The 22360-nt window shown below is 71.7% G+C and carries 20 protein-coding genes and 1 tRNA gene; 3 read left to right on the top strand and 18 right to left on the bottom strand.

Annotated features, from left to right (window positions below):
• Window positions 1-18 precede the first annotated feature (18 nt).
• From yajC to pgsA, 11 genes are all read right to left on the bottom strand, one after another.
• The gene (yajC, locus tag IE258_RS24625; RefSeq protein ID WP_189746822.1) at window positions 19-543 is read right to left on the bottom strand and encodes a preprotein translocase subunit YajC; all 525 of its coding nucleotides are present in this window, start codon (window positions 541-543) and stop codon (window positions 19-21) included.
• 175 nt (window positions 544-718) lie between these two features.
• Complete coding sequence (gene ruvB / locus IE258_RS24620) at window positions 719-1792, bottom strand: Holliday junction branch migration DNA helicase RuvB (RefSeq protein ID WP_159325262.1); 1074 nt, start codon at window positions 1790-1792, stop codon at window positions 719-721.
• 47 nt (window positions 1793-1839) lie between these two features.
• Window positions 1840-2445: a Holliday junction branch migration protein RuvA gene (ruvA, locus tag IE258_RS24615; protein ID WP_189746820.1), complete on the bottom strand. Its 606-nt coding sequence runs from the start codon at window positions 2443-2445 to the stop codon at window positions 1840-1842.
• Window positions 2442-2999, bottom strand: a complete 558-nt coding sequence (ruvC, locus tag IE258_RS24610) for a crossover junction endodeoxyribonuclease RuvC (RefSeq protein ID WP_189747023.1) — start codon at window positions 2997-2999, stop codon at window positions 2442-2444. The genes ruvA and ruvC overlap by 4 nt, the downstream gene beginning before the upstream one ends.
• Window positions 3000-3108: 109 nt before the next feature.
• Entirely contained in the window at window positions 3109-3861 is a 753-nt protein-coding gene (locus tag IE258_RS24605) for a YebC/PmpR family DNA-binding transcriptional regulator (protein WP_159325264.1), read from the bottom strand.
• Window positions 3862-3910: 49 nt separating this feature from the next.
• On the bottom strand, window positions 3911-4519 hold the full coding sequence (gene pdxT, locus IE258_RS24600; RefSeq protein WP_159325265.1) for a pyridoxal 5'-phosphate synthase glutaminase subunit PdxT: 609 nt from the start codon (window positions 4517-4519) through the stop codon (window positions 3911-3913).
• A 12-nt stretch (window positions 4520-4531) separates the two neighbouring features.
• On the bottom strand, window positions 4532-5443 hold the full coding sequence (pdxS, locus tag IE258_RS24595; RefSeq protein WP_159325266.1) for a pyridoxal 5'-phosphate synthase lyase subunit PdxS: 912 nt from the start codon (window positions 5441-5443) through the stop codon (window positions 4532-4534).
• Between the two features lie 122 nt (window positions 5444-5565).
• Entirely contained in the window at window positions 5566-6108 is a 543-nt protein-coding gene (locus tag IE258_RS24590; protein WP_189746818.1) for a hypothetical protein, read from the bottom strand.
• A gap of 50 nt (window positions 6109-6158) precedes the next feature.
• Complete coding sequence (locus IE258_RS24585) at window positions 6159-7322, bottom strand: glycosyltransferase family 4 protein (RefSeq protein WP_189746816.1); 1164 nt, start codon at window positions 7320-7322, stop codon at window positions 6159-6161.
• On the bottom strand, window positions 7319-8248 hold the full coding sequence (locus IE258_RS24580; RefSeq protein WP_189746814.1) for a phosphatidylinositol mannoside acyltransferase: 930 nt from the start codon (window positions 8246-8248) through the stop codon (window positions 7319-7321). Before IE258_RS24580 ends, IE258_RS24585 begins: the two co-directional genes overlap by 4 nt.
• Window positions 8245-8970: a phosphatidylinositol phosphate synthase gene (gene pgsA / locus IE258_RS24575; RefSeq protein ID WP_189747021.1), complete on the bottom strand. Its 726-nt coding sequence runs from the start codon at window positions 8968-8970 to the stop codon at window positions 8245-8247. The genes IE258_RS24580 and pgsA overlap by 4 nt, the downstream gene beginning before the upstream one ends.
• A 207-nt stretch (window positions 8971-9177) precedes the next feature.
• Between pgsA and IE258_RS24570 the strand changes: the two genes are divergently transcribed.
• Entirely contained in the window at window positions 9178-11376 is a 2199-nt protein-coding gene (locus IE258_RS24570) for an elongation factor G-like protein EF-G2 (protein ID WP_189746812.1), read from the top strand.
• Between the two features lie 245 nt (window positions 11377-11621).
• Entirely contained in the window at window positions 11622-13277 is a 1656-nt protein-coding gene (locus IE258_RS24565; RefSeq protein ID WP_159325271.1) for an AbeC-like domain-containing protein, read from the top strand.
• 95 nt (window positions 13278-13372) lie between these two features.
• On the opposite strand, the gene IE258_RS24560 is transcribed toward IE258_RS24565, so the two are convergent.
• From IE258_RS24560 to IE258_RS24545, 4 genes are all read right to left on the bottom strand, one after another.
• Window positions 13373-13918, bottom strand: a complete 546-nt coding sequence (locus IE258_RS24560) for an HIT family protein (RefSeq protein WP_189746810.1) — start codon at window positions 13916-13918, stop codon at window positions 13373-13375.
• An 85-nt stretch (window positions 13919-14003) separates the two neighbouring features.
• Complete coding sequence (gene thrS, locus IE258_RS24555; RefSeq protein ID WP_189746808.1) at window positions 14004-15971, bottom strand: threonine--tRNA ligase; 1968 nt, start codon at window positions 15969-15971, stop codon at window positions 14004-14006.
• 92 nt (window positions 15972-16063) lie between these two features.
• Window positions 16064-17347, bottom strand: a complete 1284-nt coding sequence (locus IE258_RS24550) for a hypothetical protein (protein WP_189746806.1) — start codon at window positions 17345-17347, stop codon at window positions 16064-16066.
• A complete protein-coding gene (locus IE258_RS24545; protein ID WP_189746804.1) occupies window positions 17344-17910 on the bottom strand; it encodes a DUF4365 domain-containing protein in 567 nt (188 codons plus the stop codon). The genes IE258_RS24550 and IE258_RS24545 overlap by 4 nt, the downstream gene beginning before the upstream one ends.
• A gap of 171 nt (window positions 17911-18081) precedes the next feature.
• Here IE258_RS24545 and IE258_RS24540 point away from each other — a divergent pair, with 171 nt between their 5' ends.
• Complete coding sequence (locus tag IE258_RS24540) at window positions 18082-18807, top strand: 3'-5' exonuclease (RefSeq protein ID WP_189746802.1); 726 nt, start codon at window positions 18082-18084, stop codon at window positions 18805-18807.
• A gap of 140 nt (window positions 18808-18947) precedes the next feature.
• On the opposite strand, the gene IE258_RS24535 is transcribed toward IE258_RS24540, so the two are convergent.
• From IE258_RS24535 to IE258_RS24525, 3 genes are all read right to left on the bottom strand, one after another.
• Window positions 18948-19019, bottom strand: a tRNA-Val gene (locus tag IE258_RS24535).
• 39 nt (window positions 19020-19058) lie between these two features.
• Window positions 19059-19517: an SRPBCC family protein gene (locus tag IE258_RS24530; protein ID WP_189746800.1), complete on the bottom strand. Its 459-nt coding sequence runs from the start codon at window positions 19515-19517 to the stop codon at window positions 19059-19061.
• 38 nt (window positions 19518-19555) lie between these two features.
• Entirely contained in the window at window positions 19556-22294 is a 2739-nt protein-coding gene (locus tag IE258_RS24525) for an exo-rhamnogalacturonan lyase family protein (protein ID WP_189746798.1), read from the bottom strand.
• Window positions 22295-22360: the final 66 nt, after the last annotated feature.

Genomic DNA, 22360 nt, shown 5'->3' with positions numbered 1-22360 from the left:
CGCACCCCGGGGCACGGCTTACTTCGCCTCGGAACCGCCGTCGGACTTCTTCGCCTGCTCGTCCGCCTTCGCCTCGGCGGGCGCGGCGTCGACCTTCGGCTCGTCGGCCGTCTCGTCGGCGGGCTCGGCCTTCTTGCCGAGGTCGACGGACTTGTCGTCGGAGGCGTCGGCGGCGGAGGCGTCGGCGGCGGAGGCGTCGGTCTCGGTGAGGGAGGAGGCGTCGTCGGGGACGATGTCCGCGTCGGACTTCAGGTCGTGCTCGATGCCGTGGACGATGCGGTTGTACTCGTCGTCGGAGAGGACGGCACCGATCGCGTTCTTGGCGAAGAGCAGCTCCACACCCGGGCCGGCGTCGAGGAGGACCGTGTCGTCGTTGACCTCCTTGACCGTGGCGTACATGCCCCCGATGGTGCGGACACCGGTTCCGGGCTGCATCTCGTTCCGCATGTTGGCGGCCTGCTGCTGCTTCTTCTTCGCCGACCGGGTCATCAGGAACATGGCCCCGATGAGCACGATGAACGGGAGGAGGGTCACGAGACTCACGGGTCGGTACTTCCTTCACACGACCGCGATGGGGAGCGGCCTGATGGTTGGGGGTGTGTACACCGCCGACAAGGGCGGCATCGGCGGAGTCTAGGCGAGTCCGCGCGCATGGAACAACGCCCAGCATGGCACCGGGGTTCCTGCTCCGGCGAATGTGCCTCTCGTGACCGGGTCGTCACGCCCCGAACAAGTCCTGTTGTCCGTTTCCTGAACTCTGCGAACGCGGCGGGGTGAGGCCGAGATGCGCCCATGCGGCCGGAGTGGCCACCCGCCCGCGTGGAGTGCGGGCGAGCAGACCCTCCCTTACGAGGAAGGGCTCGGCGACCTCTTCCACTGTCTCACGCTCCTCCCCCACGGCGACGGCGAGCGTGGACAGGCCGACCGGTCCGCCACCGAACAGCTTGAGGAGGGCCTCCAGCACGCCCCGGTCGAGCCGGTCGAGGCCCCGGGCGTCGACCTCGTAGACGGCGAGGGCGGCCGCGGCGATCTCCTGGGTGATCAGGCCGTCGGCCTTGACCTGGGCGTAGTCGCGGACCCGGCGCAGCAGGCGGTTGGCGATGCGGGGGGTGCCGCGGGAGCGGCCGGCGATCTCGGCGGCGCCGGTGGGATCGATCTCGACGTCGAGCAGGCCGGCGGAGCGGTGGATCACGCGCTCCAGTTCCGCCGGTCCGTAGAACTCCATGTGAGCGGTGAAGCCGAAGCGGTCGCGCAGCGGGGGCGGCAGCAGCCCGGCGCGGGTGGTGGCGCCGACCAGGGTGAACGGGGGCAGCTCCAGGGGGATGGCGGTGGCGCCGGGGCCCTTGCCGACGATGACGTCGACGCGGAAGTCCTCCATCGCCATGTAGAGCATCTCCTCGGCGGGCCTCGACATGCGGTGGATCTCGTCGAGGAAGAGGACCTCGCCCTCCTGGAGGGAGGAGAGGATCGCCGCCAGGTCGCCGGCGTGCTGGATGGCGGGGCCCGAGGTGATGCGGATGGGGGCTGCCATCTCGGCCGCGATGATCATCGAGAGGGTGGTCTTGCCGAGGCCGGGGGCGCCGGACAGGAGCACGTGGTCGGCGGTGGCCCCGCGGGCGCGGGCGGCGCGCAGCACCAGGTCGAGCTGCTCGCGGACCTTCTCCTGGCCGATGAACTCGCCCAGGTCCTTGGGGCGCAGGGCCGCCTCCACGGCCTGGTCCTCGCCGTCGGCCGCAGCGCCCACCAGCCGCTCGGCGGCGGCTTCCGCGTCGGTGGTGTCGTCCCAGTTCACTTCGTTCTCCTTGCCGTGGCGCACCCGGTCGGTGGTGGCGGGCGTGGTCAGCGGGCGCGGTTCAGCGTCTGCAGGGCGGCCTTGAGCAGCGCGCCCACCTGCGGCGTGCCCCCGGCGGCCTCCGCCTGCGGCGCCACGGCGGCGACGGCCTCGTCGGCCTCCCGGGTCGCGTACCCGAGGCCGATCAGGGCGGCGTGCAGCTGGTCGCGCCAGCCGGAGCTGATCGGGGCGCCGACGGCGGGGGCGCCGACGGGCTCGCCGAGCCGGTCCTTCAGCTCCAGGAGCAGCTTCTGCGCGCCCTTCTTGCCGATGCCGGGGACGGCGGTGAGCGCCTTCTCGTCGCCGGTGGAGACGGCTCTGCGCAGGGCGTCGGGCTGGTGCACGGCGAGCATCGCCTGGGCCAGGCGGGGTCCGACGCCGCTGGCGGTCTGGAGCAGCTCGAAGACCTGGCGCTCGTCGTCGTCGGCGAAGCCGTAGAGGGTGAGCGAGTCCTCGCGCACGACGAGGGAGGTGGCGAGCTTGGCGGGCTTGCCGAGCCGCAGGGTGGAGAGCGTGTTCGGCGTGCACTGGACGGCCATGCCGACGCCGCCGACCTCGACCACCGCGGCGTCGGGTGCGAGGGCGGCGACGGTGCCGCTCACGAAGGCGATCATGTCGTACGGCCTTTCGGGACGGGCGGGGTGCGCAGGGCACGGGGCGCGTGCAGGGCCACGGCCTGCTGGAGGCGGTTCTGCGCGGGGGCGCGCCAGATGTGGCAGATGGCGAGGGCGAGGGCGTCGGCGGCGTCGGCGGGCTTGGGCGGGGCGGCGAGCCGCAGCAGGCGGGTGACCATGGCACCGACCTGTGCCTTGTCGGCGCGGCCGCTGCCGGTGACGGCGGCCTTCACCTCGCTCGGGGTGTGCAGGGCGACGGGGATGCCCCGGCGGGACGCGCACAGGATGGCGACGGCGCTGGCCTGGGCGGTGCCCATGGCCGTGCGCACATTGTGCTGGCTGAAGACGCGCTCCACGGCGACGAACTCCGGCCGGTGCTCGTCGAGCCACTGCTCGATGCCCTGCTCGACGGCGACGAGCCGGTGGCCGAGCTCCGCGTCCGCGGGCGTGCGGACGACACCGACGCCGATCATGGTGAGCGGTCTGCCCGCGACGCCCTCGACGACCCCGACACCGCAGCGGGTCAGCCCCGGGTCGACCCCCAGTACGCGCACACCCGACCCCCTCTCGTCGATCACCTGTTTGTGCAGGCTATCGGGTGCCACTGACAAGGCGGCGGGCCGACGGGGTGTGTCCCGTCGGCCCGCCGTGCCGGTGCGCGGTCTACGCGTCGACCTTCTCCATGATCTCGTCGCTCACGTCGAAGTTGGCGAAGACGTTCTGCACGTCGTCGCTGTCCTCCAGGGCGTCGATGAGCCGGAAGATCTTCCGCGCGCCCTCTTCGTCCAGCTCGACCTGCATGGTCGGGACGAAGTTGGCGTCGGCGGACTCGTAGTCGATGCCGGCCTCCTGGAGGGCGGTGCGCACCGCGACCAGGTCGGTGGCCTCGCTGAGCACCTCGAAGGACTCGCCGAGGTCGTTGACCTCCTCGGCCCCCGCGTCCAGGACGGCGCCGAGGACGTCGTCCTCGCCCAGCTCGCCCTTGGGCACGATCACGACGCCCTTGCGGTTGAACAGGTAGGACACCGATCCCGGGTCGGCCATGGAGCCGCCGTTGCGGGTCATGGCGACGCGGACGTCGGAGGCGGCGCGGTTGCGGTTGTCGGTGAGGCACTCGATGAGCACCGCGACACCATTGGGGCCGTAGCCCTCGTACATGATCGTCTCGTAGTCGGCGCCGCCGGCCTCCAGGCCGCCGCCGCGCTTGACCGCGGAGTCGATGTTCTTGTTGGGGACCGACTGCTTCTTCGCCTTCTGGATGGCGTCGTACAGCGTCGGGTTGCCCTCGATGTCGACGCCGCCCATGCGCGCCGCGACCTCGATGTTCTTGATCAGCTTCGCGAAGAGCTTGCCGCGCTTGGCGTCGATCACGGCCTTCTTGTGCTTCGTCGTAGCCCATTTAGAGTGGCCGGACATCTGCCTGTCTCCTTCGCGTAACCCATCTCCTGCAACGAACGCAGGAATCCTACAAGGACTGAGCCGCCCGGTTCGCGCGCACCATGTCGGCGAAGAGCCGGTGCACCCGGTGGTCGCCGGTCAGTTCCGGGTGGAACGACGTGGCCAGCGCGTTGCCCTGGCGGACGGCGACGATGTGGCCGTCGTGCTCGGCGAGCACCTCGACGGCGGCGCCCACGGACTCGACCCAGGGGGCTCGGATGAAGACTCCCTCCACGGGCTCGCCCCCGACGCCCTCGACGGCGACGGCCGCCTCGAAGGACTCGTTCTGCCGGCCGAAGGCGTTGCGGCGCACGATCATGTCGATGCCGCCGACCGTCTCCTGTCCGGAGCGCGGGTCGAGGATCTTGTCGGCGAGCATGATCATGCCGGCGCAGGTGCCGTAGACGGGCATGCCGTCCCGCACGCGCGCGCGAAGGGGCTCCATCACGCCGAAGAGGACGGCGAGCTTGGAGATGGTGGTGGACTCGCCGCCGGGGACGACCAGGCCATCCACCTCGGCGAGTTCTTCGGGGCGCCGCACCGGCCTGGCCACGGCGTCGGCCACGGCCAGGGCGACGAGGTGCTCCCGTACGTCGCCCTGCAGGGCCAGGACGCCGATGACGGGGGTGTCACTCATGGATCGGGGTCCTTACCAGCCGCGGTTGGCGTAGCGCTCGGTCTCGGGGAGGGTGTCGCAGTTGATGCCGACCATGGCCTCGCCGAGGTTGCGGGAGGCGTCCGCGATGATCTTCGGGTCGTCGTAGAAGGTGGTCGCCTTCACGATGGCGGCGGCGCGCTTGGCCGGGTCGCCGGACTTGAAGATGCCGGAGCCGACGAAGACGCCCTCGGCGCCGAGCTGACGCATGAGCGCGGCGTCGGCGGGGGTCGCGACGCCGCCGGCCGAGAAGAGCACCACGGGGAGCCTGCCCAGCTCGGAGACCTCCTTGACCAGCTCGTACGGGGCGCGCAGGTCCTTGGCGGCGGCGTACAGCTCGTTGTTGTCGTAGCCGCGCAGCCGGGCGATCTCGTTCTTGATCTGACGCAGGTGGCGGACGGCCTCGACGACGTTGCCGGTGCCGGCCTCACCCTTGGAGCGGATCATCGCGGCGCCCTCGGCGATCCGGCGCAGGGCCTCGCCCAGGTTGGTGGCGCCGCAGACGAAGGGGGTGGTGAAGGCGAACTTGTCGCTGTGGTTGACCTCGTCGGCCGGGGTGAGCACCTCGGACTCGTCGATGTAGTCAACGCCGAGGGACTGCAGGACCTGGGCCTCCACGAAGTGGCCGATGCGGGACTTGGCCATCACCGGGATGGAGACGGCGCTGATGATGCCCTCGATCATGTCCGGGTCGGACATCCGGGCCACGCCGCCGTCCTTGCGGATGTCGGCCGGGACCCGCTCCAGGGCCATGACCGCCACGGCGCCCGCGTCCTCGGCGATCTTCGCCTGCTCCGGCGTGACGACGTCCATGATGACGCCGCCCTTGAGCTGCTCGGCCATGCCGCGCTTCACGCGGGCGGTGCCGGTCTCGGGTGCCTGGTTTTCGGAGAGCGTGCTGGACACGGGGTACCTCGCTGAGGAGAAGGGGGTTTCTGCAGCAACGAGGAAACGTGAGGCGAGCAGGCCACAGCAAGGGCCAATGGGGAGCCGGTGGATCGTTTTCGTTTCCCCCGGCGCGGCCGGCCTCAGGCCGCCCGCTCCACCAGGGCGGCCGGCGACTCGTCGTCCATCTCGAAGGCCAGCGGGAAGGGCGCGTGCCCGGCGAGACGGAACCAGCGGACCTTGCGGTGCTCGCGCAGTCGACGCGCGGCACCCACCGCGTCGTTGTGGAAGCGTCGGGCCATCGGCACCCGCCGTACGGCCTCGGCCAGTTCGTGGGCGGCCGCCTCTCCCCCGGGCGCCTCGCGCAGCGCGTCCACCTGCGGTGCGTCGGCGAACACGGCGCGCAGTGCCTGGCTCAGCTCGCTCTCGGCGACCTCCCGCAGCTCCTCCTCGGCCTGCCGGGCCGCGTGTGCGGCCTCGTAGAGGACCATCGAGGCGGCCGGGTCCAGCACGCCGGAGGTGGCGAGTTCCTGGGCCACGGACGCCCTGCGCAGCAACTGGGCGTCCAGTGCGGCACGGGCGGCGTCGATCCGGGCGTGCAGCCGGTCCAGGCGGCCCGCGGTCCAGCTGAGGTACAGGCCGACGGCGATGAGGACGGCCAGGATCCAGATGAGGGTTGCGGTCACGGGCCGCAACCCTATCGGTGGGCCCCGGACCGCCGGCGGGTCCGTCCGGGTCAGTCCCTCGCCAGGCCGAAGCGGGCCCGCAGGCCCGTCGCCCGGTCGTCCGTCGCCACCGCCGCCGCTCCCGCGGTGACCGTCTCGTAGACGGACAGGATGTCCGCGCCCACGGTCGACCAGTCGAACCGCCGTACGTGGGCGCTGCCCCGCTCGCGCAGCGCGGCCCGGCGTTCCGGGTCGGCCAGCAGGCGTACGGCCGCTTCGGCCAGGGCGTCGGCGTCCTCGTTCGGGAAGAGTTCGCCGGCCTCGCCCTGGTCGAGGACCTGGGCGAAGGCGTCCAGGTCGGCGGCGAGGACGGGGGCGCCGGCCGACATGGCCTCGACCAGGATGATGCCGAAGCTCTCGCCGCCGGTGTTGGGCGCCACGTACAGGTCGACGCTGCGCAGGAAGCGGGCCTTGTCCTCGTCGCTGATCATGCCGAGGAACTCCACGCGGGACCGCAGCTCCTTCGGCAGGCTCTCGACCGCCTCTTCCTCGTCCCCGCGCCCGGCGACGAGCAGCCGGGTCTGCGGCCGGGCGGCGAGGATCGCGGGCAGCGCCCGCATGAGCACCGGCAGGCCCTTGCGGGGCTCGTCGATGCGCCCTATGAAGCCGATCGTGTCGCCCTGCCACTCGGGCTTGGGCTCCGCGTCGGCGAAGAAGTCGACGTCGACGCCGTTGGGGATGACGACCGCGTCGCCGCCCAGGTGCTCGACGAGCGTGCGCCGGGCGTACTCGCTCACGGCGATCCGGGCGCTGATCTTCTCCAGGGCGGCCTGGAGGATCGCGTAGGCGGCGATCATCGCGCGGGAGCGCGGGTTGGAGGTGTGGAAGGTGGCCACGATCGGGCCCTGCGCCGCCCAGCAGGTCAGCAGGCCGAGCGAGGGCGAGGTGGGCTCGTGGATGTGGATGACGTCGAAGCCGCCCTCGTGCAGCCAGCGCCGCACCCGGGCCGCCGACAGGAAACCGAAGTTCAGCCGGGCCACCGAGCCGTTGTACGGCACCGGCACCGCGCGGCCGGCGGAGACGACGTACGGAGGCAGCGGGGTGTCGTCGTCGGCGGGGGCGAGGACGGACACCTCGTGCCCGAGCCGGATGAAGTACTCGGCGAGGTCCCGGATGTGGAACTGGACGCCGCCCGGCACGTCCCAGGAGTACGGGCAGACGATGCCGATCCTCACCGGGCGCCCCGCTCCCGGGCCCCCGGCGCCTTGGCCGGGTCGAGGTCCTTGAGCCACAAGCGCTGCAGCATGTGCCAGTCCTCCGGGTGGTCGGCGATCCCCGTGGCGAAGGCATCGGCCAGCGCCTGTGTCATGGCAGACGTCTTCTCGGCCCGGGTGCCTGACTCGGGCACCTCGACCGGCGGGTGCACCCGGCCCTGCATCACGGGCGAGTCGTCGTACCAGAGCGTCACCGGCAGCAGCAGCGCGCCCGTCTGCTGGGCGAGCAGGGCGGGACCGGCCGGCATCCTGGCCGTCTCGCCGAAGAAGTCGACCTCCACGCCGGAGGCGGACAGGTCGCGGTCGGCGACCAGGCAGACCAGGCCGCCGTCGCGCAGCCGCCGGGCCAGCGTGCCGAAGGCGGTGCCCCCGCTGTGCGGCAGGACCTCCATGCCGAGCCCCTCGCGGTAGGCGACGAAGCGGTCGTACAGCGTCTCGGGCTTGAGGCGCTCGGCGACGGTGGTGAAGGGGATGCCGAGCTTGGTGGTGACCCAGGCACCCGCGAGGTCCCAGTTGGCCAGGTGCGGCAGGGCGAGTATCACGCCCTTGCCGGCGTCCATGCCGTCGGTGAGGTGGTGCAGGTCCTTGGGCGCGAAGCCGCCCTTGATCCGCTCGGTGCTCCACGCCGGGAGCCGGAACGACTCCATCCAGTAGCGCAGGTACGAGCGCATGCCCGCGCGCGAGAGGGCGGCGAGCCGCTCGGGGCTCGCGCCGGGCACCACGCGCGCGTAGTTGCCCTCCAGGCGGCGCACTCCCGCGCCGCGCTGCTTCCAGGCCACGTCGGCGACGGTGCGGCCGAGACGCACGGCGGCGGGCTCGGGGAGCTTCTTCACGGTGGCCCAGCCGGCGCCGTACAGACCGTCGGCCAGGCGGTCCCGAGCGCTCACTTCGCCGCCTCGGTGCCCTGGCTCTGCTGCGCGGCCGCGTCCGCCTCGGCGGCCTCACGGCGGACCGTGACGACCCGCTGGACCAGCGTGACGAGGCTGCCGACGGCGACGATCCACAGGGCGATCGGCAGCAGGTACTGGATGCCGGGGACGCCGAACTTGTGCAGCCCGGCGAATCCGGCGGCGACCAGCGAGATGACGAGGCGCTCGGCGCGCTCGACCAGCCCGTTGACGGCGACCGGCAGGCCGATCGCCTCACCGCGCGCCTTGGTGTACGACACCACCTGGCCGCTGGCCAGGCAGAAGATCGACACCGCGCACAGCACGTTGTCGTCGCCGCTGCCCGCGTACCAGAGGGCGAGGCCGCCGAAGATCGCGCCGTCGGCGACCCGGTCGAGGGTCGAGTCCAGGAACGCGCCCCAGCGGCTGGAGCGGCCCAGCTGGCGCGCCATGTTGCCGTCGACCAGGTCGGAGAAGACGAAGAGCGTGATCACCACCGTGCCCCAGAAGAACTCACCCATGGGGTAGAAGACCAGCGCACCCGCGACCACACCGGCGGTGCCGATCAGCGTGACCGTGTCCGGGCTGACGCCCCGGCGGATGAGAAACGCGGCGAACGGTGTGAGGACACGCGTAAAAAATGCACGCGCGTACTTGTTCAGCATGGCCTTCCCGACGGTCGGTGTGGCGCCGCGGCCCTTGCTGGCCACCGGCTGGCCCATCGTAGTCACGCGCGCGCGTGGGCGGTGGCCGGGCACCCTCGGCCCCCGGTGCGCGGCAGGTGGGCGGCGGGATCGGGTCCTTCGTATGGACGCGGCGTGACGGGAGTGGAAAGCTCGAAGGACCGCGGGCGTCGCCGGAGCCGCCAGTGCACGCGGTCCCGCGTGTCCGCGCCCACAACGACCTCACCGTGCACGGGAGGCAAGGACATGGGCGACAAGGCACACACCCATCCCGGAGCCGCCGGAAGGGCAACGGCGGCCGACCACCCCACGTCCGTACGGAATGTGGTGCTGGTCGGCCACTCCGGATCGGGCAAGACGACTCTGGTGGAAGCTCTCGCGCTGACGGCGGGAGCGGTGAACCGGGCGGGCCGCGTGGAGGACGGCGGCTGTGTCTCGGACTACGACGACATGGAGCACCGCCAGCAGCGCTCCGTACAGCTCTCCCTGGTGCCGGTCGAATGGGACGGCATCAAGATCAACCTCTTGGACACTCCCGGGTACGCCGACTTCGTCGGTGAGCTGAGGGCCGGTCTGCGCGCGGCGGACGCGGCCCTCTTCGTCGTCTCGGCCTCCGACGGGGTGGACGGCACGACCCGCATGCTCTGGGAGGAGTGCGCCGCCGTCGGCATGCCGCGCGCCATCGTGATCACGCACCTGGAGGCCGCCCGAGCGGACTTCGAGGAGATGACACGGATCTGCGCGGAGGCCTTCGGCGGCGACGACCCCGACGCCGTACTGCCGCTGTACCTCCCGCTGCACGGCCCGCCCGCCCCCGACGGGCACGCGCCCGTGACCGGTCTCGTGGGGCTGCTGTCGCGCAAGCTCTTCGACTACGCCTCGGGCGAGCGTGTGGCCTCGGAGCCGGGCGACGCGGAACTGCCGCAGCTCGACGAGGCCCGCTCGATGCTGATCGAGGGGATCATCTCGGAGAGCGAGGACGAGACCCTCATGGAGCGCTACCTCGGCGGCGAGCAGGTCGACGTCAAGACGCTCATCGAGGATCTGGAACGGGCCGTCGCACGCGGGGTGTTCTTCCCGGTCCTCGCCGCCGCACCGGCCACCGAGGGCGCCCGCCAGGGACTGGGCACGGTCGAACTCCTGGACCTGATCACGCGCGGCTTCCCCACTCCCCTGGAGCGCGCGGCGCCCAGGGTCACCACACCGGAGGGCGCCGGGCGCGAGCTGCGGATGTGCGATCCCGAGGAGTCGCTGGTCGCGGAGGTCGTCAAGACGTCCTCCGACCCGTACGTCGGGCGGATCTCGATGGTCCGCGTCTTCTCCGGCACCCTGCGCGCCGACCAGACGGTGCACGTCTCCGGGCACGGCCTGTCGGACCGCGGGCACGAGGACCACGACGTCGACGAACGGATCGGGGCCCTGTCGACCCCGTTCGGCAAGCAGCAGCGGCCGGTCACGCACGTGATCGCGGGCGACCTCGCCTGCGTGGCCAAGCTGACCCGGGCGGAGACCGGGGACACGCTCTCGGCCAAGGAGGACCCGCTGCTGATGGCCCCCTGGCAGATGCCCGACCCGTTGCTGCCGCTCGCCATCGAGGCGCACAGCAAACCCGACGAGGACAAGCTCTCCCAGGGGCTGGCCCGGCTGGTCGCCGAGGACCCGACGATGCGCCTGGAGCACAACCAGGACACCCACCAGGTGGTCCTGTGGTGCCTGGGCGAGGCGCACGCCGACGTGGCCCTGGAACGGCTGCGCAGCCGCTACGGCGTCCAGGTCGACGTCGTACCCCACCGGGTCTCCCTGCGCGAGACCTTCGGCGACCGGGCGGCCGGGCGCGGACGGCACGTGAAGCAGTCCGGCGGGCACGGCCAGTACGCCATCTGCGAGATCGAGGTGGAGCCGCTTCCGGGCGGCTCGGGCATCGAGTTCGTGGACAAGGTCGTCGGCGGCGCGGTGCCCCGCCAGTTCATCCCGTCCGTCGAGAAGGGGGTGCGCACCCAGGCCGCCAAGGGCGTCGCCGCCGGCCACCCGCTGATCGACGTGCGGATCACGCTGCTCGACGGCAAGGCGCACTCGGTGGACTCCTCCGACGCCGCGTTCCAGACCGCGGGCGCGCTGGCGCTCAGGGAGGCCGCGGCCGAGGCCAGGATCCACCTGCTGGAGCCGGTCGCCGAGGTGAGCGTGCTGGTCGGCGACGACTACGTGGGCGCGGTGATGAGCGACCTGTCCGGACGGCGCGGCAAGGTGCTCGGCACCGAGCAGACCAGCGGCGGCCGGACCCTGATCAGGGCCGAGGTGCCCGAGATCGAGATCGGCCGCTATGCCGTGGACCTGCGCTCCCTCTCGCACGGCACGGCACGCTTCGACCGGCGTTACGCGCGGCACGAACCGATGCCGGCCCAGGTCGCGGATCGGATGCGTGAGGAGGTGCGGGCGGCGTCCTAGCGGAGCCCGGCCCTACGGTGCGGAGCCCGCGCCGCACCGAGGGCCGCTCCCCCGCGCCGGAGGCCGCCCGCCCGGCGTACGACGGCGCGCCCGGCGGCCAACCCGCGCGCACAGGAGCGCCTTTGGGGCGTCCCGTGACGCACGACGGCGCCGACGGATACGCTGATGACCAGATCAACAGGTGTGCGGGGCAGGCAAGTCGGGAAGGCCGCAGGAGCGACAGTGGTGGCGATCAGGGGGCGGGAATGACCGTTGACGGCGGTTACGCGGACTTCTTCGGACCGCAGGTGCCGCACACGAACGACGGCAGCCAGACGGCCACGTTCGCGCTGGCCTCGGCCGCCTACCGGGACAGCGCGGCCGAGGAGATACTCAAGGCCAACAGCGAGTGGCACAAGTCGGCCGTCAGCAAACCCCGGATCAAGCTGTTCCGGCCCAATCTCGGCGAGGCGTACTCCCGGGCGATCATCGACCGGATGCTGGGCCCCAAGCGGGCGCCGCTCATCCAGTCCTTCGGCACCCAGCCCCAGGTCGTCGTCGAACACAGCCTCGCGGCGCACCGCATACGCCGGGACCGGGACAACTGGCTCAGCGCCGTCATGGTGCTGTGCGGACTGCTGTTCCTGCCCGGGCTGCTGATCTGGCTCCTGGTCTTCCAGATCCGCACCGGCGTCGCCCGGCGCGAGGACAAGCGGGCCGGCGCGCTCGCCACCGCACTGCTGCTCGCGATGGCCGTCCTCGCCGTGCTCTTCCTGCTCAAGATGCCCTTCAGCGGCTTCTGGGCCTGGTACGCGCGCGCGTGCGTCGTCGCCCCGGTCATCGGCTGGTTCTGGGCCAAGCGGATCTGCGAGCGCACGGCACGGGACCTCCGGGAGCGCTGGAGCGGCCTCCTGTCCGGCGCCGGTGTGGGCGCCAAGGTGCCCGAGGCGGTGCCGAGCAGCCCCGGCGAGACGGCCGCGGAGGAGCTGCGGCAGTCGCTGGCCCGGCTCAGCGCCGAGCAGCAGTCCAACTCCGTCTTCTACGCCGGTCCCAAGGGGATCCTCGGCATGGGCACCCGCTGGGGCAACTGGCAGCTCGCCGAGGAGCTGGTCCCCGTCGACCCGGACCGGGAGATCAACCCGTTCCGCAGCTGGGACGTCGTCAAGGCCATCCACGACCGGCTGCGCATGCTGGAGCGCGGCCCTCTGCACACCGGCGGCTTCCCCAAGCCGACGGTGCGGCACTGGATCGTGACCCCGATCGGTGAGAACGCCGACTCGGTGTCCCGGCCCGAGGGCACGGACGTGGAGGCGTACCAGGTCAAGCAGCACGCGATACAGGAGATCTGCGACAAGCAGCAGTTCGGCGCGGGCGACCGGCACTACCTGGGCGTGCAGTGGACGCTGTGGGACGGCCAGCTGGTCATCTCCATGCTGATCACCGTGACGGTGCTGCACGAGACGCTGCGCATCGAGGTGACCGGACACGCCCTGGGCCCGGTGCACTCCCTGTTCACCAGCAAGCCCGCCGCCAAGGAGAAGCAGGTCCAGAAGTCGGTCAAGTTCTGGGAGACCCGCACGGTCAAGCTCCCGCTGGTGGACACCGACGAGGTGGTACGGCTGGCCGCACGGGCACCGCTGACCTGGTACCCCCCGCTGCTGTACTGGCTGGGCGGCAAGCTCACGCTGCCCGAGCCCTTCGGTGTGCGGCACGCCTGGGCGGACCGGCCGTGGCGGCACCGCTTCATGGCCGACGACGCGCTGCGCGCGGCCACGCCGGTCCTCCGGGCGGTGCACGCGGCGGCGATCAAGGTCCTGAAGGAGAACGGCGTGAACACGGAGAAGTTCGGCGCCCGCGCGGGCGGCCTGAGCGGAGCGGTCCAGGAGGCGGTGCCGAAGAAGGCAGACGTCTACGACGCGTAGGCCTCCGACGCGGGGCCACCGTAGCTGCGGGCAGTCGTGCCGCTGGGGCGGCACGGGTGGGCGCAGCGGCACCCGTCAGCGCCGGGCGCGCCTCATCACGTTGGCCAAGCATCCGCCAGCATCTTGCGGGTGTCCCCCAGCAGCTGCGGCAGCACCTTCGTGTGGCCCACCACCGGCATGAAGTTGGTGTCACCGCCCCAGCGGGGCACGACGTGCTGGTGGAGATGGGCCGCGATGCCCGCGCCGGCCACCGTGCCCTGGTTCATCCCGATGTTGAAGCCGTGGGCACCGGACGCGCTGCGCAGGGCCGTCATCGCCTGCTTGGTCAGCTCGGCCAGCTCCGCGGTCTCCACCGCGTCCAGCTCCGTGTAGTCGGCGACGTGGCGGTACGGCACGGTCATCAAATGGCCGCCGTTGTACGGGTACAGGTTGAGCACCGCGTAGACGTGCTCGCCGCGCCGGACGATCAGACCGTCCTCGTCGGACTTGGCCGGGATCGAGCAGAAGGGGCAGCCGTCGTCGGCGCCGGGGCCGCTCGGCTTGTTCTCGCCCTGGATGTAGGCCATCCGGTGGGGCGTCCACAGACGCTGGAAAGCGTCCGGCGTCCCCACTCCCAGCTGCTGCTCCGGCTCACTCGTCATGCGTGCAGCATATGGCGTCGCCCGCGGCGGCAGGGAAAGGCCCCCGGGATCTCCCGGGGGCCCTCGCGCCTGTCGGACCGGGCGGTCAGACCTGCGCCCGCTCCTCGACGATCTTCGCGATGGCCTCGTCGACGGGGATGCCGTTCTCCTGGGAGCCGTCGCGGTAGCGGAAGGAGACCGCACCGTTGGCCATGTCCTCGTCGCCCGCGATGACCATGAAGGGCACCTTCTGCTTCTGGGCGTTGCGGATCTTCTTCTGCATCCGGTCGGAGGACGAGTCGACCTCGACGCGCAGGCCCTGCCTCTTGGCGGACGCGGCGAACTTCTCCAGGTACTCGACGTGCGCGTCGCCGATCGGGATGCCCACCGCCTGCACCGGCGCCAGCCACGCCGGGAAGGCGCCCGCGTAGTGCTCCAGGAGGACCGCGAAGAACCGCTCGATGGAGCCGAACAGCGCGCGGTGGATCATGACCGGGCGGGTCTTGGTGCCGTCCGCGGCCGTGTACTCCAGGTCGAAGCGCTCCGGCAGGTTGAAGTCGAGCTGGATGGTCGACATCTGCCAGGTGCGGCCGATGGCGTCCTTGGCCTGGACGGAGATCTTCGGGCCGTAGAAGGCGGCGCCGCCCGGGTCGGCCACCAGCTCCAGGTTCTGCTTCTCGGCGACCTGGCGCAGCGTCTCGGTGGCCTCTTCCCATGCCTCGTCGGAGCCGACGAACTTCTCCGGGTCCTTGGTGGACAGCTCCAGGTAGAAGTCGTTCAGGCCGTAGTCGCGCAGCAGGTTCAGGACGAAGGTGAGGGTCTTGTCCAGCTCCTCCGACATCTGCTCGCGGGTGCAGTAGATGTGCGCGTCGTCCTGGGTGAAGCCGCGGGCCCGGGTCAGGCCGTGCACGACGCCCGACTTCTCGTACCGGTACACGGTGCCGAACTCGAACAGGCGCAGCGGCAGCTCACGGTAGGACCGCCCGCGCGCGTCGAAGATCAGGTTGTGCATCGGGCAGTTCATGGGCTTGAGGTAGTAGTCCACGCCCTCGTCGAGCTGCATGGGCGGGTACATGCCGTCGGCGTACCAGTCCAGGTGGCCCGAGGTCTCGAAGAGCTTCCCCTTGGTCGCGTGCGGGGTGTAGACGAACTCGTAGCCCTCCTCCTCGTGGCGGCGCCGCGAGTAGTCCTCCATGACCCGGCGGATGATGCCGCCCTTGGGGTGGAAGACGGCGAGGCCGGAGCCGATCTGCTCCGGGATGGAGAACAGGTCCAGCTCACTGCCGAGCTTGCGGTGGTCGCGCTTCTCGGCCTCGGCGAGGAACTCCAGGTGCGCCTTCAGCTCGTCCTTGGTCGGCCAGGCGGTGCCGTAGATGCGCTGGAGCATCGGGTTCTTCTCGCTGCCGCGCCAGTAGGCGGCGGCGTTGCGCATCAGCTTGAAGGCCGGGATGTTGCGGGTGGTGGGCAGGTGCGGGCCTCGGCAGAGGTCCTTCCAGCACAGCTCACCGGTCTTCGCGTCCAGGTTGTCGTAGATCGTCAGCTCGCCGGCGCCGACCTCGACGTCCGCGCCGTCGTCGCTGGAGGCGGAGCCCTTGAGACCGATCAGCTCCAGCTTGTAGGGCTCGTCGGCCAGCTCCTCGCGGGCGGCCTCGTCGGTGACCACGCGGCGGGAGAACCGCTGCCCGCGCTTCTGGATCTCCTGCATCTTCTTCTCGATGGCCTTGAGGTCATCGGGGTGGAAGGGCTTCTCGACGTCGAAGTCGTAGTAGAAGCCGTCCTTGACGGGCGGGCCGATGCCCAGCTTGGCCTCGGGGAACAGCTCCTGCACGGCCTGCGCCATGACGTGCGCGGTGGAGTGGCGCAGGATGTTGAGACCGTCCTCGGAGGAGATCTCGACGCCTTCGACGGTCTCGCCGTCCTGCACCGCGTAGGCGAGGTCCTTGAGCTCGCCGGACACGCGGGCGGCGATGATCGAGCGCTCGCCGGCGAAGAGCTCGGCGGCCGTAGTGCCCGTCGTCACCACGCGTTCTTCCCGCTCGGAATCCCGCTGGATGATCACACGGACGTCTGACACCGGTCTCTCCTGACTGAAGGTGGGGCCGCGGCGCCATACCGGAGCGCACGCATGAGGGCGATCGTACCGACCCGGGCCCACCCACCGCGAAATCAGTCCCCGCCGTCCCCGCAGTCCCCTCCGTCGCCGCAGGTCTCCTCGAAGAACGCCGCGACCTCCACGTGTTCCTGGACGGCCTTCAGCAGCCGGTCCCGCTCCGCGTCGTCGACCTGTACGGGAGTGATCTCACAGGCGCCGGTGAGCCGGCGGAAGCCGCCCCGGCTCTCCAGCCGCCCGAGCACCCGCACGGGGAGCCCGACGAGGTGGGCGTGCCCGGCGATCCGGTAGGCCTCCTCGTCCAGCGCGATCCGCACGTGCGGCACCTCGGCCCCGGCCAGCACCCGCAGCCGTACGGTGCCGGTGCCGCGCGGTCCGGGCCGGCGCATGCGGACGACGGTGCCGGTGATCCGCACCGGGACGGAGGGCTCCGCGCGCAGGTAGCGGGCGGCGGCCTCGCGCAGGGCGGGCAGGTCGCCGGGCGAGAACTCGACGGGCTCGGTGAGGGCACCGCACCCTTCGGGGACGCCCGCGGCCGGTGCCCAGCCCACCGCTATCCGGGCGCCCTCGGTGCCTCGGACCAGGGCGACGAGTGACTCGGCCAGCTCGTGGCTGACGCCCGCCGCGACGGCCGAGTCGAAGGCGTCCGTGCCCCCGGTGGCGCGCCGGTAGTCGACGGCCTCCCGGGCGGCGTAGAGAGCCTGGTGAAGGCGTACGGCGAGGGGGCGGCCGGTGCCGACCGGCAGGAACGCGGTGAGGCGGCGGCCGCCGGGGGCGGGTCCCACCAGGACGTTCTCCAGGGCCGCGCCGGCGGCACGCCGGTGCCGGGCGCCGTAGTAGCCGGCTCGCGCGCGGGTGGCGAGCGCCGCGGCGAGCAGCATCCGGCGGGCGGCGGAGCGCAGCTGCTCCTCCGCGGTCCAGGACGCGGCGCCGCCGGGCCCCGTCGATATGTCGCGTTCCCAGCGGATCTCGTCGCTGGGGACGGCGAGGGAGAGCAGGATCTCGCGGGCGGCGGGCGTGCCGCTGCGGGACAGGGCGTGCAGCGCCTCTCCGAGCAGGTCGTCGCTGTCGGGGAAGGCGCGGCTGGCGGGCACCAGGAGGCTGGTGACGCCCGCGTCCGGTCCTGGCGGGGTCCAGCGGCCGTAGCGACCCGGGGCGCCGCCGCGCCGGCGCCAGCCGTGCCGGTGCAGCAGGGCGGTCAGCACGGCCGGGTCGACGGCGCCGGGCTCGGGCGGGCTGCCGTTCCCGAGGGCGTCGTCGAGGTGGTCGGCCGGGTGCGGGCGGGCGGACCGCAGGGGCTCGGCGGACCGCTGGGGGCCGCCGGTCGGGCGGTGCGTCATGGTTTCCCTCCCGTCCCGACCCGCGTCATGATCTCGCACAGCGCACGGTCGTCGAAGATCCGCGCGGTCGGTATCCGCACGGAGGTGCGCCGCCGTCCGGTGACCGGATGTCCGGCGAGGTTGGTCCAGTAGCAGCAGTGCCTGAGGTCGAGCCGGTCGTGTCCGGCGCGCAGCCACTGGTCCCGGGACCGGGGGACGATCATCACGACCAGGATCTTGTGCACCGACACCGGGGTGCGGGCGAGCTTCGCCAGGTGGTCGTTGTCGAGGGTGAAGGAGAAGGAGCGGCCGGGTGGTCCGGGGGCGATCTGGTAGGTGGCCTTGAGCTGCACCTTGATCGTGACCTCGTCGTCGACGGTGTGCCCGGGGGCGCTGTGGCTGACGTGCCAGTCGATGCCGTTGTCCGGGAAGGGCTGGGAGAGCGAGCAGCCCGCCGCGGCGGCGACCGCGTGGAGGTAGCCGACCTGCAGGGTCTCCATGCAGGCGGTGGTGGCGAGGGAGCCGCGTGAGGGCGCGGTGCGCTCCGGCAGCAGCCCGCCCCGTTCGGGCTGCGCAATGGCCATGACCAACAGCCTTCCAGAACTGGTGAATCCCCGTAGCGGGTCTGTGAACTGCAAAGACCCGTACTCCTGTTGTGTCCTTCCGGCGTACGTCGCAAACAGCCCGGGTATCACCGAACCGGGACAAGGGACGGCGCGTCAGCTGCCGCGCTCGGACGAGGAGTTGAGTGCCCTATGACGAGCTGGTTCGAGGGGCCGCTGGCCGCCTTCGACACGGAGACCACGGGTGTGGACACCGAGACCGACCGGATCGTGTCGGCGGCCCTCGTCGTCCAGGACGCGCCGGGGCTGCGCCCGCGGGTGACCCGGTGGCTGGTGAATCCGGGCGTGCCGGTGCCCGAGGCGGCGACGGCGGTGCACGGGCTGACCGAGGAGCATGTGCAGCGTCACGGGCGGTGGCCGGCGCCGGTGATGTACGAGATAGCGGAGGCGCTGGCCGAGCAGGCCAGGGCGGGGCGTCCGCTGGTGGTGATGAACGCGCCGTTCGACCTGACGCTGCTGGACCGGGAGTTGCGCAGGCACCGCGCCTCGTCGCTGAGCCGCTGGCTGGAGCGGACGTCGCTGCACGTGCTGGACCCGCGGGTGCTGGACAAGCATCTGGACCGCTACCGCAAGGGCCGCCGGACCCTCACCGACCTGTGCGCGCACTACGGCGTGGACCTGGAGGGCGCGCACGACGCGGCGGCCGACGCCCAGGCGGCGCTGGAGGTCGTACGGGCGGTGGGGCGGCGCTTCCAGGCACGGCTCGAGCGCCTCTCCCCCGCCGAGCTGCACACGCTCCAGGCGGTGTGGCACGCGGGTCAGGCGCGGGGGCTGCAGGCGTGGTTCGCGCTCAACGGCACGGAGGAGCCGGTGGACCCGGCCTGGCCCCTGCGCCCGGACCTGCCTGCGGCGGCGTGACCTTTCATCCCCGGCCCGGGACAACGCCGGGACGGGGGTGTGGGTGGCGGAGCCCCCACAACGCGCGGCGGAAGTCGCGCAGAAACGAAGAGAGCGACGTGGTCCGCGTAGTTTGCGGACACACGTCGCTCTCGCGAGCGTGGGCGATACTGGGTTCGAACCAGTGACCTCTTCGGTGTGAACGAAGCGCTCTCCCACTGAGCTAATCGCCCGGGAACGCACTGAACAATACAGTGAGCCGCACGGTTCCATCAAACCGCTTGGCGACCGTCCGCCAGGTGCGCGGTCAGGCCCTGCCGTCCCGCCCGCATCATGAGGCGGTGGTTGGCCCGGAACAGGGGCCGGCCGGGTACGGCGAGGCGGCGCAGCAGCGGCTTGCGCACGACCACCTCCTGGTCGTAGCGGACGAGGGTGGCGGAGCCGCGCGGGGCGACGGTCCAGCGGGCCCAGCCCTCCATGTCGCCGCTCATCTCGACCTCGAGCACCCCCGCGGCCGGGTCCCGGCGCCCTTCCCGCACGGTCGCGCACAGGTCGTACGGGAGCAGCGAGCGGAACCGGAGGACGCCGCTGGTGTCGTCGAGCCGGGTGACCTCGCGGACCTGCGGCCACCAGCGGGGGTAGTCCTCGACGCGTTCCAGGGCGCGGTAGACGTCCGGGGCGGGCACGGGCAGCTGCCACAGGCTGCGGAAGCGGTAATGGTTCCAGTCCACCCGTGCAGTGTGCCCGCGCCCGCGGCGGTCGGGGCCGGCTACGGCATCCTGTCCCCCAGGAGTGCGAGGTTCTCGATGGCGGCGAGGCCGTAGAGGGCGGTGTCGTTGGTGGAGACCCAGGTCGCCTCGACGCCCGGGACCAGGGCGAGGGGGCCGCTCAGTTTCTCCGTGGTCCAGGGCGCCGACTCCTTGTAGCCGTCGGAGTCGTAGAACTTCTGCCACGCGCGGGTGGCGAGCTTGTCGTCGCCGGTCCGTACGGCCGCGTAGGCGTCGAGGCGCGAGTGGCCCTGGAAGAGGATGAGGCTGCCGAAGTTGGAGCCGTAGCGCTCGGTCTGTTCGGACTTGCTCGCGTTGAAGTAGCGGCAGTAGTCGTAGTACGCCTGCTCGAACTTCGGCATGTCGACGAGGTCGATCAGTTCGGCGCACAGTTCGTTCAGGCCGAAGACGGCCGACAGGTGGGAGACCTCGACCTTCGGGGTGTCGGCGACGGCGAACCTCCCGGTGTCCAGGTCGTACAGGCCGCTGCCCTGGACGAAGCCGTTGGGCTGGGCGGCGATGGTCTCCATGGTGGACAGGACGCGGTCCCTGGCCTTCTCCCACTTGGGGCCCTTGCGCTCCCACTCGGTGAGCCACGCGGAGACCAGGCCGCTCCAGTCGGTGCCGAAGCCGATGGACAGGGCGTTGCGGTCGGGGGTGTAGGGCTCGGTGCGGATCTTGCGGAGCGGGTCGAGGGCGAGGAAGGTCTCGTCGGAGTCGACGTTGGCGCGCATGAGGTCGCCGACGCGTTCGTCGGCGGTGAGGAAGTAGTAGAAGCGCCGGTAGGTGGTGTTGGCGATGCGCTGCTGCTTGGCGCTGTCGGCGTAGTGCTGGACGCCGTGCCGGGTGCCGAGGCCGGCCCACTTGCCGAGGTGGTAGACGTCGACCTCGCCGGTGTGCCGGGTCATGGCCTCGGCGAAGCGGAAGATGTCGGCGCGGCCGGAGCGCAGGTAGGCGTACCAGAGCCAGAGGTCCGGGGAGAGTTCGGAGTTGTCCCAGGCGTAGCCGCCGATGTCGTAGCGCCAGGTGTGCCGGGCGGCGTCGTAGGTGTGCATGATGTCGCCGTGGTCCCAGAAGCCGTACCAACGGCGCTGCTCCACCTGGTCCTTGTAGTAGGTGAAGAGGAAGTCGAGGTGGTCCTCGATCTTCGCCTTGGCGGGGGTGGAGCGGTCGGGCCGGGAGTAGAGGCCGGGGCCGAAGACGCCGGCCTTGATGAGCTGCTCGGGCGGGGCGGCGAGCTGGGGAAGGACGCGTACGGCTCCGATCTGTTCGGCGAGCCGCTCGGCGCTCGGGGTGGCGGCGTTGGCCCAGAAGAGCAGTTCCGAGGTGCGGGCGATGCCGTAGGGGGTGCCGAACCCCGGTTCGTAGTCCTCGTAGGTGATGTTGAGGCCCTCCAGCTGCTCCTCGTACGTGTCCTGGCCCATGCCGTCGTGGTAGAAGCGCAGGTCCATGGGCTGGGCCTCGGGTGACCAGAGCCAGAGGGTGACCTCGGCCTCGTCGGTCTGGGCGTCGCGGACGTCGAGTTGGGCGGGGTGCTTCTCCCAGAAGTCGCGCAGGCCGAAGGAGAGGCCGCCGCTGACGCCGCCGACGTAGCCGAAGCCGGAGGCGCGCCGTCCGCCGCCGGCGCCGATCCAGCCGTGGCCCTTCTTGGTGCGCTTGCGGAGGGTGAAGCCGTCGGCGGAGAGCTGGGCGAGGGTGTAGTCGCCCCATTCGGGGATGTACTTCAGGCGGGTGGTGACCCGCTGGTCCCAGGTGGCGGGGTCGGGCAGCTTCTCCCCCGCGAACTGCGCGGCCTGTACGGCCGCCCCGGGGTCGCGGCGCAGGCCGGTGATGCCCTGGACCGCCTCGCGGAGCAGGCCGGTGCCTTCGCCGCCGATGCGGACGTGGCGGTCGTAGGGCTCGTCGCGCATCGGGACGGTGAAGCGGACGCCGAGGCCGCGGATGAAGTCGCCGCTGGTCTTCCCGGGTTCCTGGTTCCCGTCGAAGGTGATGGTGTGCACCATGCGGAAGGAGTCGGCGCCGGCGTAGAAGTAGAGGCGGATGGAGAAGGGGAGCCAGCGGCGGTGGCCCTTGCGGTGCTTGCCGTCGATGCGCACGACGGCGCGGACCGGGCCGTCCTGCTCGACCTCCACCTCGTCGATGGCGCCGTCGAAGCGCTCGTACTTCACCGTGCCCTGGTCGCCGTCCTCGATTTCGGGCTGGCGCAGCAGGACGAGGCGACCGTTCTTCGCGATCTCGGTGGAGCCCCGGGTGACCGACTTGATCAGCGCCGCTCCGGACGTGCCGATGCTCGCGGTGATGACGCCGGTCGATATGTCGATGGTGCCGCCGTGCCGGGCGACGGTGACCTTCTTGGCGGGCGCGACCGGGGAGCCGGGACCCAGGGTGAGCTTGCCGGTGCCCGAACCGACGGCGTGGGCGGTCCACTTGAGGGAGCCGTCGGGCCAGTGGGCCAGCGGCCAGGACTGTACGGGTACGGCCTTGCCGTCGGCGTCCGTGACGGCGAACGACTGGTCCTCCCGGAAGGTGCCCCTGGGCCAGGGGACGCCGACGGTGGAGCCGGGGGCGGCGCCGAGGCCGCCGTCCTCCAGCCAGGTCAGGGTGACGGGGTTGTCGTCGGCGACCGGGGCGGCGGCGGGCGCGGCCTGCGCGTTCTTCGTGCCCAGTGCCCAGCTGAACTGGGCGGCGGCGCCGGCGACGGCGGCCGCCTTGAGGAGGGACCTGCGGGGGATGGGGGACATGGCCTTTCCTTTCCTTGCGGGCGTGCAGAGGTGTCAAGGGCATGACAGGGAGAGGTGCGGCGTCGG

Origin of the sequence: Streptomyces tendae, assembly GCF_014650435.1 — a bacterium.
Taxonomy (GTDB): domain Bacteria; phylum Actinomycetota; class Actinomycetes; order Streptomycetales; family Streptomycetaceae; genus Streptomyces; species Streptomyces tendae.
This window is presented reverse-complemented; position numbering and strand designations above follow the sequence as displayed.

What these genes read in the sequence shown, in the direction of transcription:
- ruvA (WP_189746820.1), bottom strand. Translation starts at nt 2,445, where the DNA reads ATGATCGCCTTCGTGAGCGGCACCGTCGCCGCCCTCGCACCCGACGCC.
- IE258_RS24605 (WP_159325264.1), bottom strand. Translation starts at nt 3,861, where the DNA reads ATGTCCGGCCACTCTAAATGGGCTACGACGAAGCACAAGAAGGCCGTG.
- pdxT (WP_159325265.1), bottom strand. Translation starts at nt 4,519, where the DNA reads ATGAGTGACACCCCCGTCATCGGCGTCCTGGCCCTGCAGGGCGACGTA.
- pgsA (WP_189747021.1), bottom strand. Translation starts at nt 8,970, where the DNA reads ATGGGCCAGCCGGTGGCCAGCAAGGGCCGCGGCGCCACACCGACCGTC.
- IE258_RS24570 (WP_189746812.1), top strand. Translation starts at nt 9,178, where the DNA reads ATGGGCGACAAGGCACACACCCATCCCGGAGCCGCCGGAAGGGCAACG.
- IE258_RS24565 (WP_159325271.1), top strand. Translation starts at nt 11,622, where the DNA reads ATGACCGTTGACGGCGGTTACGCGGACTTCTTCGGACCGCAGGTGCCG.
- IE258_RS24560 (WP_189746810.1), bottom strand. Translation starts at nt 13,918, where the DNA reads ATGACGAGTGAGCCGGAGCAGCAGCTGGGAGTGGGGACGCCGGACGCT.
- IE258_RS24550 (WP_189746806.1), bottom strand. Translation starts at nt 17,347, where the DNA reads ATGACGCACCGCCCGACCGGCGGCCCCCAGCGGTCCGCCGAGCCCCTG.
- IE258_RS24545 (WP_189746804.1), bottom strand. Translation starts at nt 17,910, where the DNA reads ATGGCCATTGCGCAGCCCGAACGGGGCGGGCTGCTGCCGGAGCGCACC.
- IE258_RS24540 (WP_189746802.1), top strand. Translation starts at nt 18,082, where the DNA reads ATGACGAGCTGGTTCGAGGGGCCGCTGGCCGCCTTCGACACGGAGACC.
- IE258_RS24525 (WP_189746798.1), bottom strand. Translation starts at nt 22,294, where the DNA reads ATGTCCCCCATCCCCCGCAGGTCCCTCCTCAAGGCGGCCGCCGTCGCC.